The organism is Nocardia sp. NPDC003345 (assembly GCF_053589395.1).
In genome coordinates, this window is the sequence record NZ_JBSFRU010000038.1 from 14,097 (window position 1) to 29,972 (window position 15,876).

Genomic DNA, 15,876 nt, shown 5'->3' on the forward strand with positions numbered 1-15,876 from the left:
CCCGCACCCGGCACCCGCCCGGGGGCGGCGGCCGGACGCGTGAGCGGACCTCGGGTGTTCAGCCGGCGACACGGGCCGCGAAACGCGCCAGACTCGTCGATACGACCTCCGGACCGCCGCCGTTCTGCACCGCAGCCGCGGTGATCACATCCAGATGGTGGTAGCCGGGCGCGACAACCGTTTCACCCGCACCGTAGCCGCCGCCGGCGACCACGATCCCGGCACCGCCGAGCAGATTGATGATCGGCGCGCCGCTCGCGCCGGGATGGAGCCGGTACCGGGCGATCTCGGGCGCGCCGCTCTGGGCGATATCCAGGGTGAGCTTCAGCGGGAAGTACCACTCGGTGAAATCGAGGGGGTGTTCGGCCAGGCCGCGGGCCAGATCGTGCACGCTGGTGACCTCGTCGGCCGCCGTGGTGAACGGCCGGCCGTCCCGCCCGGACGGGATCGGCGCACCGGCGACTTCGTCATAGTCGCGCCAGCTGTACAGTGGCCCGTGCGGCTGCCCGGTGATCGCCATCGGATCGTCGCCGCCCAGCATCCCCGCCAGCGCCCGCAGACCCGGGACGGCGGACAGCGCGGCGGTATCCGGCGGGAAATCCTTGTCCACCACCGGGCCGCCGTCGAAGAAGCCGATACCGGTTTTGAGGATGGACACCGGCTGCGAGTTCGCGTCCAGGAACGCCCCGAGAGCCGCCGCGTTGGTGACTCGGAAATCGCGCACCGACGGCGAACCGGTGAGCGCGGTCGGCACATCCCGCGACAGCAGGATCCGGTAGGTCGCGTCCTGGTTGGCGTTCGGCGGGATGTACCGGGCGAGATCGGATTCGGCCACCGGCGCCACCGCGGCGGCCAGCCCGACGATTCCCAGCAGGTTCATCGTCTCGGGGTTGATCACCGCGGGCAGGGCGAGGGTCCGGGGCAGGGTGCCGCTCGCGAGGCCCGCCTGGGTGGGGCCGTAACCGAGCCCGGCTGGGGCCAGTAGCGCGTCCGGGAGCCCGCTCAGCACCGAGAGCGAGGTCCCGACCGCCGAGTCGAGCGCGAAATAGCCCGCGCACTGGTCGCGGCCGGCCACTCCGGCGAAATCCCATTCGGCGAAGAAGCCGGTGATCAGACCGCCCAGGGAATGTCCGCCGCACAACACCTTGCGCGCCCGCACCGACGGGTCGGGTAGTTCGGCGGTGAGCAGGTCGAACTGATCCCGCACCGTCTGTGCCAGCCCGACCCGTCCCAGCCAGCCCAGCATGTGGTCGGGGACGTACCCGGTGAAGGTCCGGCCGTCCACGGCCGCGCCACGGAAGTAGTAGTCCACCGCTCGGTGCGGGTCGCGGGATGCCAGCCCCGCCAACCGGCCGGTGTGGTCCTCGAGGCAGTTCGATCGGCGGTCCAGGGCCCAGAACTCGATATGGCGGCCGTTGCGCGCCGCCGCCTCGACGGTGTTGCGGGCCAGCGTATCGAAGGCCGCGGCACCTTCGAAAACCCCGGGCTGAGCGATCAATACGGCATCGGCGTCGGCCGAGCGGGCCGGACCGCCGGCGTGCCGCCACCGCAGATAGGCGAGGCGGTCGCATGCCGCCGGACGCGGGCCCGCCGCCTCGGGAAGCGGGATCCGCAGTGCGACAACCGTTTCCAGTACCGAGGTCACGGGCGACGAGGAGACCACCGCGGTCTCGGTCCGGGCGGCCGGATCGGGAGCCGCGGCGGCGATCGGGGTGGCGGCGAACAGCATCCCGGCCGCCGCGAGAATCGGAACGAGGGTACTTCTCATACGACGGCCCTACTCGAGCCCGGCCACGGCCGGTGGAACCCGTCGGCGAGCGGTCACTCGCCGACGTGCTCATATCGTAGATTCGCCGCGATCGGCCCGTCCCGGCATTCGCGATACGGCGGGCGCCGGATCAGCCGCCCGAGCGGCGGTTCTGCGGGACCACCCGGCCGCTCAGCGGGAAGCGGAACACTTCCGGCAACCACGGTGCGCGCCGGTGATGCGGGCGGCTGCGGTTGACCCACAGCGGATTGGATTCGTCGCGCCGGTAGACCGGCAGCTGACCCGCGATCTCGAACCGCAGATGAGTGGCGCTGCCGATGACCTCACCGTCGGCGGCGAGCGCCTCGGCGGCGGGCAGCTGTACATACAGCTCCGGCAGTTGCCGCTCCCCGTACACCCGGCTGTGGCCGATCGCGGCCAGTACCAGCGCGACCACCGCGCGCGTGCGTGACCAGCGCAGATCGGCGCGCAACCAGCGCACATCCAGCAGTCCGGAATCGAGGCGGTCGCGGAAGGCGGGCACGGCGCCGTGCGGATGGTAGGGGCCGTTGCCGACGAACAGGAACCACACCTTCTGCCAGCGGTCGTCGAGGAAGATCTCGATCGGTTCGGCACGGCGCAGGGTCACCGCCAGGGCCACCGCGAAAGCGGGCCATTTACCCCAGCGCTTCTCCCATTTCTCCCGGCGGCGCACCAGATCCGGATACGACCCCAGGCTGAAGGTGTTGATGAGATGCCGGGTGCGCGTCTCGTTCTCGTCGCCGTATTCGACCGCGGCGATATCGACGGCGACCGCCTCGCCCACACCGGTCGCGTCGATGACCTCGCGCAGATCGTAGACACCGAGATCGCGGGCGAAATGGTTGAGCGTGCCGGTGGGGATCACCACCAGCGGCAGTTCTTTGCGCAGGGCGATCGCCGCAACCGATGCCACGGTGCCGTCACCGCCCGCGACACCCAGGGCCAGTACCGGTTCACGCTGTTCGGCCAGTACCTGTTCCAACTGGTCGGCGCAGTCGATATCGGGCCGGGTCCGTACGACGGTCGCGGCGGGCAACGCGGCCATCACATCGTCGGTGGGGTCGTAGTTGGCGTCCCCGGAGACCGGGTTCACCATCACCACCAGGCCTTTACCGTCGGCCAGCACCGGCACCTCGGGCACCGGGCTCGCCTCGGCCTCGTCCGATTCGCGTACCGGCCACCAGCGCCGGGTGGCCAACGCGATACCGGATCCGACCGCCGCGCCGACCAGCACATCCGAACCCCAGTGCACACCCGTGTGCACGCGCGAATAGGCGACGGCGGCGGCCACCGGGGCCACGAACAGCGCGCTGCGCGGGCTCTCCATCGCCACCGCGGTCGCGAAAGCCGCCGCACTGGCACTGTGCCCGGACGGGAAGGACGACGAGGTGGGCGCGGGCGACAGCCGCCGATACCCGGGCATCAGCTCGGCCGCCGGACGGCGGCGGGCGAAAACCGATTTGAGCACCACATTGGTGACGAAACTGGCGCCCGCCACCGATACCACGCCGCGCATGGCGGCCCGGCGGGTGGATCCGCTGCTGCTCGCCAGCAGTGCCGCCGCACCCATCCACAGCAGGCTGTGGTCCGCGCTCGAGGTGAGGCGCAGCAGTCCGGCATCCAGTTTCGTGGCCGGCAGCCCGGCCACGGTATCGCCGACCGCCCTATCGATCCGGCCGATCCTGCGGAACCTACGGCGCGTCCACCTACTCACCGCACCGACACTACCCAGCACGACATCGACCCCGCGAGCCGAATCGGCCCGCGGGATCGCGCCGGTGGGGCCGGGAATCCCGCCCGGCACCCTAGGCGGTGGCCTGCCGCTTCGGCAGCTTCCAGCCGGGCCTCGGGAAATGGCAGGTGTAGCCGTTGGGGAAGTGCTGCAGATAGTCCTGGTGCTCGGGCTCGGCCTCCCAGAACTCGGGCGCCGGATTCACCTCGGTGACGACCTTGCCCGGCCACAACCCGGAATCCTCGACATCGACGATGGTCTCGAGCGCGACCCGCTTCTGCTCCTCGTCGACGTAGAAGATCTCCGACCGGTAGCTGCTGCCGATATCGTTGCCCTGCCGGTCTTTCGTGGTCGGGTCGTGGATCTGGAAGAAGAACTCCAGCAGCGCCCGGTAGTCGGTCTGCGCGGGGTCGTAGACGATCTCCACGGCCTCGGCGTGCCCCGGATGGTTGCGATAGGTGGGGTGATCGTTGCTGCCGCCGGTGTAGCCGACCCGAGTCGAGAGCACCCCGGGCTGCCTGCGGATCAGTTCCTCCATACCCCAGAAGCACCCTCCGGCCAGGATCGCCTTCCGCGTTTCGGTCACGCTTCCTCCTTCGTTCCCCTCATTATGGGCCCTCGGTACAACCCGGCCCCGGACCGGGAAAGTCCCGCCCGGCCCGATCCACAGCGTCCGCTCAGCTTCGCCGCGCCGTCACCAGCAGGTATTCCCATTCCATCCGGCCACCGCCGAGATCACTGCCGTCGGCGAGTTCGGCCAGGTCGCGATCGAGCGCGGCCGCCCGCTCCGGTTCGCTCGCCAGCGATTTGTAGACCGAGATCGTGGGACCGTAGTTGCTCTTGAAGAAATCCCGGAACGCGGCGCCGTCGGCGAACACCTCGACCGGCAGCTTCTCCCGACGCATCTCCAGGCCGGCGACCCGGTCGCCCAGCAACTCCGTCACATGCGCCTCGTCGCCCCACAGCGGGGGCGGCTGCGCGCCGGCCGGCGGCGGTGGCGCGTAGGGCTTCATGGCCGCGAACATCCGCCCGATGAAACCGGAGGGCGTCCAGTTGGCCAGGGCGATCGTCCCGCCGGTTCCGGTGACCCGGACCAGTTCGTCGGCCGCGGCCCGGTGGAAGGGCGCGAACATGATCCCCACACAGGACAGGACCACATCGAACGCGCCGTCGTCGTAGGGCAGCGCCTCGGCGTCGCCCTGCTCCCAGGTGACCGCCACGCCGGCCGCCGCCGCGTTGCGGCGGCCGACCTCGAACAACTCGGGTGTCAGATCACTCGCTACGACGGTGGCGCCCGTCTCGGCGGCCGGTATCGCGGCGTTCCCCGCGCCGGCGGCGATATCGAGCACTTTCTTCCCCGGCCCGACCGGGGCGGCGGCGACCAGCCGGCGTCCGAGCTCGGGTATCACATCCGCGGCCACCCGGGCATAGTCTCCCGAGGCCCACATGGCCCGGTGCCGGGCTTTGAGATCGTTGGAAACGGACTGCGTCATCATATGCTCCTGGGGTCGATCGGAACCTCGGAAATACCTGGTCAGATCGCTGTCGAGCCCCGTTTATTGTCCGCCTGCCCCGGCCGCGCCGCAATCCCCGTCGCTTCCTCCCGCCGCCGCGGACGTGCGAGGATCTATCTGCCGCCGGTGGCGGGCTTGTCGCCCCCTCTTTCGCCAAGCCCGGTCACCACGGCGACATCATGATTGTGGTGTAGCCCGGGGCAGGTCCGACAGGAGGCACTTTCATGACCGTTGCACACACCGATGTAACCGACCAGGCAGATATGGACGTCGAAGCCGGGCCCTGTGGTGGGGATCACTGCGGCATCAAAGAACTCCTGGAACGCCTCGGCGACCGATGGAGCCTGCTCGTCCTGGTCGAACTGCACAGTGGACCAAGGCGTTTCAGCGATCTGCTGCGCGCGGTGCCGGGCCTGTCCCAGCGGATGCTCACCGTCTGCACCCGGAACCTGATGCGCGACGGCCTGATCAGCCGCACGGTCTATCCGACCGCGCCGCCGCAGGTCGAGTACGCGCTCACGTCCCGCAGCGACGGTCTCGCCGCCGCGATCCTCGCCATGGCCGCCTGGGCCCGCGACAATCACGCCGATATCGAACGCTGCCGCGCCGAGTTCGACGCCGCCAATCCCTGACGGCCGGGCCGGGCGGAACCCCCTGTCGCACAGTTCATCCGGTATGGACCGGCAGGGCGACCAGGCCGTGCAGGGCCAGGCCCCGGCGTGGCACCCCCGCGCCGGCCCGCGCGAGATCCGGAAACGCGCGCAGCAGCGCGGGAAAGGCCACCTGCGCCTCGAGCCGGGCCAGCGGCGCGCCCAGGCAGAAGTGCAAACCACCGCCGAACGACAGCGGCGGTTCACCGGCACGGTCCAGACGCAGCCGATCCGGTTCGGGAAAGACCTCGGGGTCCCGGTTGGCCGCACCGAGCAGGGTGATCACCCGCTGACCGGCCGCCAGGGCGTGATCACCGACCCGCAGGTCCTCGGGTGCGGTGCGGGAGGTGAGCACCTGCACCGGCGAGTCGTACCGCAGCAGTTCCTCGGTCGCGGTGTCGGCCAGACCGGGGTCGGCGCGCAGCATCCGGGCCTGCTCCGGATTGTCGAGCAGCGCGCTCAGGCCGTTCGCGAGGAGTCCGGTGGTCGTCTCGAACCCCGCCGCGAACAGCAGCGCCGCCATGGTCACCATCTCGTCCTCGTCGAGGGCGCCGTCGGCCGCGAGTGCCGACAGCAGATCCGCGCGCGGTTCGGCGCGGCGGCGCGCGACCAGGCCGGTCAGATAGCCGGCGATCTCCGCCGCGGCGGTATCGGCCTTCGCGACGGTGTGCTCGTCCAAACGATCCAGCACCGCGGTCCAGTCCCGCACCAGCGGCTGGAACCGGGCCCGGTCGGCTTCCGGAACGCCGAGCAACTCACCGATCACGGTGACCGGCAGCGCAAACGCGAACGCGTCCACGAAATCGACGGTGCCCGCGCCGCGCAGGCCGGCGATCAGGTCCGCGACGATCCGTTCGATCGCGGCGCGCAGTCCGGTGACCCGCCGGGCGGTGAACGCGCTGGACACCGCCCGGCGCAGCCGGGTGTGGTCCGGCGGGTTGCGCACCAGCATGCTGGTGAAGACCAGGCGCAGCCCCGGGCGTTCCCGCCAGTTCGCGAATCCGGCGCCGATCAGGTTGCGTTCGGGCCGCTTCTGCAAACGATGATCGCGCACCAGCGCGGTGGCCGCCCGATACCCGCTGACCACCAGCGCCCCGTCCGGCGACCGCACGGCCGGGCCGAATTCCCGCAGTCGCCGGTAGAGCGGATAGGGATCGGCCTGCCCCGCGGGTTCGGCGAGCGCGGCCAGTAGCTCACCGGCCTCGGTCTCGATATCGGCCGCCATTTTCTCCCCCGATCTCCGGACACCACGAATCGCCCAACCGACCCTACTCGCGCCCCGGCGGAATCATTCGGCAAAATGTCCGTACATATCTATCCAGAGAGCAGGAGAGTATGAAGGCAGACCGGGAGCGGGGCGTCGAGCCGGCGCATCAGATGGTGTCCCGGGAACTGCGCGCGGGCATCGCCGCGGGCGCCTACCGAGACGGCGGGAAACTGCCGACCGAGGCGGAACTCGCGCAGCGGTACGGGGTGAGCCGTCAGACGGTGCGCCGCGCGTTCCAGGATCTCGTCGCCGACGGCACGGTGTACCGGGTGCCGGGCCGCGGTACCTTCGTCGCCGAATCCGAGGGGCACTACCTGCGGCATCACGGTTCGATCGAGGATCTGATGAGCCTGTCCTCCGATACCACGATGGAGGTGCTCACCCCACTGCACCGCCGCGTCGACATCGATGCCGCGGGCAGGCTGCGGCTCGATACCGATATCGTCCACACCGTCGCCTTCCGCCGTATCCACGAAGGCGTTCCGTTCGTGCTGACAACCGTGTACCTGCCCGAGCACATCGGCCGGCACCTCACCGGACGCGCCGAGGTCGGGGCCGGCGGGGCGAGTTCGCACACCGTGATCGGGTTGCTCGGGCCCTACCTGGACAACCCGATCGCCGAGGCGGCCCAGTCGATCACGGTCGCGCGGGCCGATACCGAGGTCGCCGCCGCGCTCGGCTGCGACGAGGGCCATCCCATGCTCCGGGTCGACCGGCTGTACTCCGACGCCGCCGGCCTGCCCATCGATCTGTCGGTCAGCTATTTCCTGCCCGAGCACTACACCTATCGGGTGACGTTGCGCCGCAACACACTCTGACCGCGCCCGCGTACGGTTCGCCGCTTCGGCCCACATTTGTACGTACTTATGCTACAAATGACCGGATCAATAATTCACTCCAGACCGAGCTCCAGGGCAGCCGCCCGGCACGGGTTCGACAGCACCCGGTCGAGATCGAGCCGCGGCACGGTCGCCGAAGAAGGAGGATCCGGTATGGGCCGGCTATGTGGCACCGACGGACTGACCGAGGACCAGACCGAGATCATCGCGACGGTCCGCGCATTCGTGGAGAAGAGAATCCTCCCGGTCGCCACCGAACTCGAGCACGCCGACGAGTATCCGCGGGAAATCGTCGACGGACTCCGGGATCTGGGCATCTTCGGGCTGATGATCCCCGAGGAGTACGGCGGCCTGGGCGAATCCCTGCTGACCTACGCGCTGTGTGTGGAGGAGATCGCCCGCGGCTGGATGAGCGTCTCGGGCGTGATCAATACCCATTTCATCGTGGCCTACATGATCATGCGGCACGGCACCGACGAGCAGAAGCGGAAGTATCTGCCGCGGATGGCCACCGGCGAGACGCGCGGGTCGTTCTCGATGTCGGAGCCGGGGCTGGGCTCCGATGTCGCGGCGATCAAGACCCGGGCCGTTCGCGGCGAGGACGGCTGGTACACGATCGACGGCCAGAAGATGTGGCTGACCAACGGCGGCACCTCGAACCTCGTGGCCGTTCTGGTGAAAACCGACGAGGGCGCCGACAGCGTCTACAAGAACCTGACGACGTTCCTGGTGGAAAAGGAGGCCGGCTACGGCGAGACGGCTCCCGGCCTGACCATCCCCGGCAAGATCGACAAGATGGGCTACAAGGGGGTGGACACCACCGAGGCGGTCTTCGCCGGCCACCGGATTCCGGCGGACCGGATTCTCGGCGGCGTCCCCGGCCAGGGCTTCTATCACATGATGGACGGGGTCGAAGTGGGCCGCGTGAATGTCGCCGCCCGCGCCTGCGGTATCGCGCTGCGGGCCTTCGAACTGGCGATCTCCTACGCGCAGCAGCGCGAAACCTTCGGTAAGCAGATCGCCGATCACCAGGCGATCCTGTTCCGTCTCGCGGAAATGGCCACCAAGGTCGAGGCCGCCCACGCGATGACGGTCCGGGCCGCCCGGCTCAAGGACACCGGGGAACGCAACGATGTCGGGGCCGGTATGGCGAAGATGCTGGCCGCGGAGTACTGCAACGAAGTCGTCCAGGATTCCTTCCGTATCCACGGCGGCTACGGCTATTCCAAGGAATACGAGATCGAGCGCCTCTACCGCGAGGCCGCCTTCATGCTGATCGGCGAGGGCACCTCCGATATCCAGAAGATGATCATCGGCCGGGCGCTGCTGAAGGACTACCGGATCCAAGTCTGATCCCCCGCTCGCGCGGCGGCCGCGGACCTCTTCCGACCCGGCCACGCCGCGCCGCGCACCCGCCGGGCCCGCGCCCGGCAGACCGAATCCGCACCCACTCCCAACCCTCGACACCTATGAAGACATACTATATTTTCTATAGATTATGACCTCCGATACCGCTCAGGCACCCGTCCACCAGGAACACCCGGGCCCCGGGGTCACCGTCCTGCGGCTCAACCGTCCGCACCGGCGCAACGCCCTCGACGCACCGACCCTGGAGTCGCTGCGGGCCGGCCTCGCCGACGCCGCCCGCCGCCGGGACGCGGCCGTGGTCCTCACCGGCGGCGACGAATTCTTCTCCTCCGGGGGCGATGTCGCGTCCATGCCCGGGCCGGAAGCGGGCGTTCTCGGCCCGGCCGAACGGCTCACCATGATTCACGAACTGGTGACGTCCATGGTCCGGGCGGACCAGGTGGTCATCGCGGCCGTCGAGCGCTACGCCATCGGCGCCGCCTGGGGAATCGTGCTCGCCTGCGATCTCGTGATCGCCGGTGCGGATGCTTCTTTCAAGGCCCCCTTCGCCGCCCGCGGGTTGACGGCCGACGCCGGAACCGCCTATCACCTGCCGCGCCGGCTGGGGCAGCAGCGGGCCGCCGCCCATCTCTTCCTGGGCGAACCCCTCACCGCCCGGGACGCCCGCGCGGCGGGTCTGGTCACCGAGACCGTGCCGTCCGGGACCGCGACCGCACGGGCCCGCGAGCTCGCCGCCACGCTGGCGGCCGGCCCGACCCAGTCGAATGCCCTCACCAAATCACTACTGGCACAGGACCGCGCCGACTTCGCGCAGTTCCTGGCTGCCGAACGGACCGCCATGGCCCTGGCGGGACACGGGCCGAACGCACAGGAGGGCCGCGACGCCTTCCTCGAACGACGGGAGCCACGCTTCTCATGAACACCCCACTGGCCCACCTGCGGGTGGTCGAATGCGCCACCTTCGTCGCCGGGCCCTCCTGCGGTATGAGCCTCACCCAGCTCGGGGCCGAGGTCATCCGGGTCGACCTACCGGGCGGCGGTAGTGACCATATGCGCTGGCCGCTTGCCCGTTCCGGCGCCAGCCTCTACTGGGCGAACCTGAACAAGGGGAAGCGGTCGGTGGCCCTGGACTACCGCACCCCGGAGGGACGCGAACTCCTGCTGGCGCTGTGCACCGGGCCGGGGCCGGGGGCCGGCATCCTCGTCGACAACCTGGTCGGGCGGCACCGGGTGACCCACGCCGATCTCACCGCCCGCCGGCCCGACGCGATCTCGGTACACGTGCTCGGTTTCCCGGACGGCAGCCCGGGAGTCGACTACACCGTGAACGCCGCGGTCGGAGTGCCGGATATGACCGGAACCGGCGGTGCGGCACAGCCGGTCAACCATGTGCTGCCGGCCTGGGACCTGCTCGCCGGGGCGTCCGCCGCCCTCGGCGTCCTGGCCGCGGTGGGCTGGCGCGAACAGACCGGCGAGGGGTCCCGGCTCGATATCGCGCTGTCGGATGTGGCCCTGTCCGCGGTGGGAGCACTCGGCTGGCTGGCCGAGGCCGAGGAATACGGCGACCGCGCCCCGCACGGCAACCATCTCTACGGCAGCTTCGGCACGGATTTCGCCACCGCCGACGGCAGGCGCGTCATGGTCGTCGCGTTGACCGAAGGCCAGTGGCGGGCACTGTGCGAGGCCACCGGTACCGCACCGGTTTTCGCGGCGCTCGAATCGGCGCTCGGCACCGATCTGCGCGACGAATCGCAACGCTACGAGTTGCGCGAGACCATCGCCTCGATCCTGCGTCCGTGGTTCGCGGCCCGCACCCTCGACGAGCTGACCACCCGCCTGAACGAGGCGCGCGTGCTGTGGGGCCCCTACCGATCGATGCGGGAGGCCGCCGCGACGGCCCGCGCGGACCCGGATTCGCTCGCGCGGCCGGTCCGGCAACCGGGTATCGGCGAGATGCTGGCCACCGGGAACCCGATCCGCTGGCAGGACCTCACCGCGGCTCCCGAACCCGCGCCGCTACTCGGCGCCGATACCGAACAGGTGCTGACGCGCGACCTGGGACTGACCGGCCGCGAGATCGGCCGGCTGCACGACCGGCGGGTAGTGGTATGCGACCCGCAGCACCGACAGGAAGGTTCCTCATGACCGCACTTCTCGCCGATAAGACCGCCGTCATCACCGGTGGCGCACAGGGCATCGGCCTGGCCATCGCCCGGCTCTACCTCGAACACGGCGCCCGCGTCGTACTCGGAGACCTGGACGAGGCCGCCGCGCGGGCGACCGCCGCCGGACTCGGTGAGCGGGCCCGCGCCGTCGGATGCGATGTCGCCGACGCCGCACAGGTGCAGACACTGGTCGATACGGCGGTGGCCGAGTTCGGCTCGCTCGACGTTTTCGTCAACAACGCCGGTATCACCCGCGACGCGACCATGCGCACCATGACCGAGGACGATTTCGATCTCGTCGTCCGGGTTCATCTGAAGGGCACCTGGAACGGCACCCGGCTGGCCGCGGCCCGGATGCGGGAGCAGAAGTCGGGTGCGATCGTCAATATCTCCTCGCTGTCGGGGAAAGTCGGCATGGTCGGGCAGACCAACTACTCGGCCGCCAAGGCCGGAATCGTGGGACTCACCAAGGCGGCCGCCAAGGAGATGGCCCACCACGGGGTCCGGATCAACGCGATCCAGCCGGGACTGATCAGGTCGGCGATGACCGAGGCGATGCCGCAGAAGGCATGGGACCAGAAGATGGCGGAGATCCCGATGCAGCGGCCGGGTGAACCGGACGAGGTCGCCGGGGCGGCGCTGTTCTACGCCTCGTCCCTGTCCTCCTATATGACCGGCACGGTCGCCGAAGTGACCGGCGGGCGGTTCATGTGAGCGCTTCCCGGGAGAGCGTGGTCGACCGGATCGTGGATCCGGCGGCGGTGGCGGGCCTGGCAGGCCTGCTCGGCGCCGACGACCTGGATCTGGGTGCGGGTGCGCCGCTGCCGCCCCTGTGGCATTGGATAGCGCTCGCGCGCTGGCCGGATCCCGGCACGCTGGGGCCGGACGGGCATCCTCGCCTCGGCACCGGGATCATGCCGGAGGTCACCCTGCCGCGCCGGATGTTCGGCGGTGGCCGTCTCACCTTCCATGCTCCGGTGCCGATCGGCGCCGAGGTGGCCGTGACCTCCCGCGCGTCCGAGCCGCGTGCGCGGGAAGGCCGTACCGGGCCGCTGATCCTGGTCGACCTCACCGTACGGGTCCACGACCGGGGCGGCACCCTGTTGCTCGAGGAGATCCAGAACATCGTCTACACCGCCGCGCGGACCGGCGCGTCGACGGCCCAGCCCTCCCCCGCACAGCTCGTCACGCAGCTGATCGGCCCGGCCCGGACCACCGGGGAGCGGGAAACGAGATGGGACCTGCGCACCGATCCGGTGCGGCTGGCCCGTTTCAGCGCACTCACCGCCAACTCGCACCGGATCCATATCGACTGGCCCTACGCGACGCGGACCGAGGGCTATCCGGGCCTGGTCGTACACGGCCCGCTCATGGCGGTGGCCCTGGCCGAGGCGGCCCGGCGCACGGGCACCCGTCCCCCCGCGACGCTGCGGCATCGCGGGCTGGCGCCGCTGTTCTGCGGCGACCCGGCCGAACTGGTGGCGCGACCGGGACCGAACCGGGTGCTGGAGGTCGTCTCCCCGGCCACCGGGAGCGAAAGTTCCCGAATCCACGCGCGCCTCGAATTCGACCCCGCACCGATCACCGAGCCGGCATAGCCGAAGCACCACCGAGGAGAGTTATGAAAGACGCCGTCATCTGCGAACCACTGCGTACTCCGATCGGGGGTTACGGCGGTGTCTTCCGCCCGCTGACCGCGGTGGATCTGGGGGCCGCGGTGCTGCGTGAACTCCTCGCCCGCGGACTGCCCGCCGCGGCCGTCGACGATGTGATCCTGGGGAACTGCAACCCCAACAGCGAGGCGCCGGCCATCGGCCGGGTGGTCGGCCTGACCGCCGGACTCCCGGTCGAGGTACCGGGCCAGCAGATCGACCGGCGGTGCGGATCGGGCCTGCAGGCGATCATCAACGCGGCGATGGCGGTGCAGACCGGAGCGGCGGGGCTCGTCGTCGCGGGCGGCACCGAGAGTATGAGCAATGTGCCGTTCTACACCACCGACGCCCGCTGGGGCGCGGCCCGCAGCGGTATGACCATGCACGACGGGCTGGCCCGCGCGCGCACCACGGCGGGCGGACCCGATTACCCCGTACCCGGCGGCATGATCGAGACGGCGGAGAACGTCCGGCGGGAGTACGGCATCACCCGCGAGGCGCAGGACGCGCTGGCGCTGGAATCGCACCGCCGCGCCGTGGCCGCCCAGGGGTCGGGGGTGTTCGCGGAGGAGATCGTGCCGGTGACGGTGCCCGGCCGGCGCGGCGACACCGTGGTCGATACCGATGAGCATCCGCGCTCCGACACCAGCATGGAATCGCTGGGGGCCCTGCGCCCCATCATGGGGAAGACCCTCGACGACGCCACCGTGACCGCGGGCAATGCCAGCGGTCAGAACGACGCGGCGGCGCTGTGCGTGGTCACCACGCCGGAACGGGCGGCCGAACTGGGGCTGCGCCCGCTGGTCCGGCTGGTCTCCTGGGCAGTCGCGGGGGTCCCCCCGCGCACCATGGGGATCGGTCCGGTGCCGGCCACCGCCGCCGCCCTGGAGCGGGCCGGGCTCACCCTGGCCGATATGGATCTGATCGAACTCAACGAGGCCTTCGCGGCCCAGGCGCTCGCGGTCATGCGGGAGTGGAAGTTCGGCGCGAGCGACCGCGAACGGGTGAACGTGCACGGTTCCGGTATCTCGCTCGGCCATCCCGTGGGCGCCACCGGAGCCCGGCTGGCGGGCACCCTGGCGCGTCAGCTCACCCGCACCGGCGGCCGCTACGGCCTGGCCACCCTGTGCATCGGCGGCGGGCAGGGGCTGGCGGCCGTGGTCGAGCGGTTCGCGGATTGAGCAACGAGAACCGGCCGCCGCGACCTCCCTCATCGAGGTCGCGGCGGCCGGTTCCACCCGGGCCGGAAACCGGCCCTCGCGTACGCGAGTCGCGGGTCAGCCGAAGGCGAACATCTTGTTCCAGCGGGTCACGATGTCGCGGCCGCGATTCCGGGCGTCCTCCGGGGTGTAGACCACGAAACCCTTGTCATCGGCCTTGGGCAGCTGATACTGGCCCGTCGGGACCTGGTCGATATCGGTGCGGGAACCCACGAAACCCTGTGCCGCCGCGAACTCCTGACCGGAACGCGACATGGTCCAGTTCATGAAGAGCCGCGCCGCCGGGCTGTTCGCCCCGGCCCGGGTCAATCCCTGCATGTTGAAGGTGCCGGAGACACCCTTCTCCGGGACCACCAGCTCGATGGGAGCGCCCGCCTGCTCGGCGCCGTAGGTGCTGTTGAATCCGATGGTGGCCACCTCGATCTCACCGCGGGCCAGCGCGTCGAGCTGGACGGAGGTGGTGTCGAAGATCCGCGGTTCCTGGGCGGACAGGCCACTCCAGTAATCCGCGCCCAGAACGCGCTCCTGGAAATCGGCCAGACCCTGCACGGTGCCACCGGCACCGGCGTTGACCACCCCGATCTTGCCCTTCCACTTCGGGTCGAGCAGATCCTCCCAGCGGTCGGGGGCCTCGTCCGCCTCGACCGCCAGATCGTTGTAGGCGAAGGCGTAGGCCGAGTAGTAGACGGTGTAGTACTCACCGCCCTTCCAGACCACATCGCCCATATCCACCAGCTTGTCGTAGGTGGGCGTCCGGTAGGGGGCGAAAACACCTGCCTCGGCGAAGCCCTCGGCCAGGATCGGATCGGTGATGGTGACCACCCCGGCCGACAACCGGCCGGCGCCGTTCTCGCTGAGGACCCGCTCGTTGAGCTTGCCCGACGGCAGCCGCGTCATATTCACCTGGACCCCGGTCTCGGCCTCGAACCGGGCGGCGGTGAGCCCGGCGCTCTCCGCGCCCGAGGCCGTGTACCAGTTCAGCGATTCCCCGCGGGCCGCCGTCAGCAGTCCGGCGTCGGCGATCCGCTCGCCGTGGACGACGAGCCCGTTCGAGTCGTCGATCGCGGGCATCGCCAGCATGGTCTCGGCGACGGCGGCGTCGTCCGGCCGCCCCGGCCCCCCGCCGCACGCGGCCAGCGAGGCGCCGAGGAGCAGGGCGACTGCGATGGCGCCCCATCTGGTGAGCTTCATGGTTCTGGTTCCCTCTCGAAACGTTTACTGACGGGCCAGGCGGCGCGGGATATAGGACAGGACGAACATGAAGGCGGTGTAGATCACGCTCATCGCGGCCGCCTGCCGCAACGCGCCACCGTTCTCGAAGGCGTCGTAGATGGCGATCGAGAGGATCTCGGTCTCGCTGGTGTAGAGGAACAGCGGAACGGTGAGTTCGCGCATGCTCAGCATCAGCAGCAGCAGGAAGGTGGACAGCAGGCTCACCTTCATCAGCGGCACGGTGATCCGGGCGACGGCCCTCGTACGGCCCGCGCCGAGCATGACCGCGCTGTCCTCCAGATCGCGGTCGGTGGCCATGATGGACGCGGCCACGCCCCGGAAACCCTGCGGCGCCTGGACCGCCAGGAACGCCACGACCAGGACGGCGAGGGTCCCGTAGAGCGGTACCGGCAGCACCAGCCAGGTCCACAGCAGCCCCATACCCAGGACTACCGCGGGAATCGCCAG

Annotated in this window: 15 protein-coding genes; 8 read left to right on the plus strand and 7 right to left on the minus strand. The window is 70.1% G+C overall.

From position 1 onward, the window contains the following. Nucleotides 1–58: 58 nt before the first annotated feature. The 4 genes from ACWDU1_RS07365 to ACWDU1_RS07380 form a co-directional block, all read right to left on the minus strand. Nucleotides 59–1,768, minus strand: coding sequence for a hypothetical protein (locus tag ACWDU1_RS07365; RefSeq protein ID WP_449996430.1), 1,710 nt, complete (start codon nucleotides 1,766–1,768; stop codon nucleotides 59–61). Between the two features lie 130 nt (nucleotides 1,769–1,898). Next, the gene (locus ACWDU1_RS07370) at nucleotides 1,899–3,503 is read right to left on the minus strand and encodes a phosphatase PAP2 family protein (RefSeq protein ID WP_449996431.1); all 1,605 of its coding nucleotides are present in this window, start codon (nucleotides 3,501–3,503) and stop codon (nucleotides 1,899–1,901) included. A gap of 91 nt (nucleotides 3,504–3,594) precedes the next feature. Further along, nucleotides 3,595–4,107, minus strand: a complete 513-nt coding sequence (msrA, locus tag ACWDU1_RS07375) for a peptide-methionine (S)-S-oxide reductase MsrA (protein ID WP_449996432.1) — start codon at nucleotides 4,105–4,107, stop codon at nucleotides 3,595–3,597. A gap of 91 nt (nucleotides 4,108–4,198) precedes the next feature. After that, on the minus strand, nucleotides 4,199–5,017 hold the full coding sequence (locus ACWDU1_RS07380; RefSeq protein WP_449996433.1) for a class I SAM-dependent methyltransferase: 819 nt from the start codon (nucleotides 5,015–5,017) through the stop codon (nucleotides 4,199–4,201). A gap of 242 nt (nucleotides 5,018–5,259) precedes the next feature. On the opposite strand from ACWDU1_RS07380, the gene ACWDU1_RS07385 reads away from it, so the two are divergent. After that, complete coding sequence (locus ACWDU1_RS07385) at nucleotides 5,260–5,667, plus strand: winged helix-turn-helix transcriptional regulator (protein ID WP_449996434.1); 408 nt, start codon at nucleotides 5,260–5,262, stop codon at nucleotides 5,665–5,667. Between the two features lie 34 nt (nucleotides 5,668–5,701). Here the strand turns inward: ACWDU1_RS07385 and ACWDU1_RS07390 are convergent, their stop codons facing one another. Beyond that, complete coding sequence (locus tag ACWDU1_RS07390) at nucleotides 5,702–6,910, minus strand: cytochrome P450 (RefSeq protein ID WP_449996435.1); 1,209 nt, start codon at nucleotides 6,908–6,910, stop codon at nucleotides 5,702–5,704. Between the two features lie 110 nt (nucleotides 6,911–7,020). On the opposite strand from ACWDU1_RS07390, the gene ACWDU1_RS07395 reads away from it, so the two are divergent. From ACWDU1_RS07395 to ACWDU1_RS07425, 7 genes are all read left to right on the plus strand, one after another. Then, the gene (locus ACWDU1_RS07395; protein ID WP_449996436.1) at nucleotides 7,021–7,770 is read left to right on the plus strand and encodes a GntR family transcriptional regulator; all 750 of its coding nucleotides are present in this window, start codon (nucleotides 7,021–7,023) and stop codon (nucleotides 7,768–7,770) included. A gap of 174 nt (nucleotides 7,771–7,944) precedes the next feature. Further along, nucleotides 7,945–9,144, plus strand: a complete 1,200-nt coding sequence (locus ACWDU1_RS07400; RefSeq protein WP_449996437.1) for an acyl-CoA dehydrogenase family protein — start codon at nucleotides 7,945–7,947, stop codon at nucleotides 9,142–9,144. Nucleotides 9,145–9,289: 145 nt separating this feature from the next. Further along, nucleotides 9,290–10,078 carry an enoyl-CoA hydratase/isomerase family protein gene (locus tag ACWDU1_RS07405; protein WP_449996438.1) on the plus strand — a complete coding sequence of 263 codons (789 nt, stop codon included), beginning with the start codon at nucleotides 9,290–9,292 and terminating at the stop codon, nucleotides 10,076–10,078. Further along, nucleotides 10,075–11,304 carry a CoA transferase gene (locus ACWDU1_RS07410; protein WP_449996439.1) on the plus strand — a complete coding sequence of 410 codons (1,230 nt, stop codon included), beginning with the start codon at nucleotides 10,075–10,077 and terminating at the stop codon, nucleotides 11,302–11,304. Before ACWDU1_RS07405 ends, ACWDU1_RS07410 begins: the two co-directional genes overlap by 4 nt. Beyond that, nucleotides 11,301–12,038, plus strand: a complete 738-nt coding sequence (gene fabG / locus ACWDU1_RS07415) for a 3-oxoacyl-ACP reductase FabG (protein ID WP_449996440.1) — start codon at nucleotides 11,301–11,303, stop codon at nucleotides 12,036–12,038. The genes ACWDU1_RS07410 and fabG overlap by 4 nt, the downstream gene beginning before the upstream one ends. Continuing rightward, nucleotides 12,035–12,922, plus strand: coding sequence for an FAS1-like dehydratase domain-containing protein (locus ACWDU1_RS07420; protein WP_449996441.1), 888 nt, complete (start codon nucleotides 12,035–12,037; stop codon nucleotides 12,920–12,922). The genes fabG and ACWDU1_RS07420 overlap by 4 nt, the downstream gene beginning before the upstream one ends. 23 nt (nucleotides 12,923–12,945) lie before the next feature. Beyond that, the gene (locus ACWDU1_RS07425; RefSeq protein ID WP_449996442.1) at nucleotides 12,946–14,157 is read left to right on the plus strand and encodes an acetyl-CoA C-acetyltransferase; all 1,212 of its coding nucleotides are present in this window, start codon (nucleotides 12,946–12,948) and stop codon (nucleotides 14,155–14,157) included. 96 nt (nucleotides 14,158–14,253) lie between these two features. On the opposite strand, the gene ACWDU1_RS07430 is transcribed toward ACWDU1_RS07425, so the two are convergent. Beyond that, nucleotides 14,254–15,387: an ABC transporter substrate-binding protein gene (locus tag ACWDU1_RS07430; RefSeq protein ID WP_449996443.1), complete on the minus strand. Its 1,134-nt coding sequence runs from the start codon at nucleotides 15,385–15,387 to the stop codon at nucleotides 14,254–14,256. 24 nt (nucleotides 15,388–15,411) lie between these two features. Then, nucleotides 15,412–15,876, minus strand: a 465-nt coding sequence (locus ACWDU1_RS07435) for an ABC transporter permease subunit (RefSeq protein ID WP_449996444.1), incomplete at its 5' end; no start/stop codon positions are given.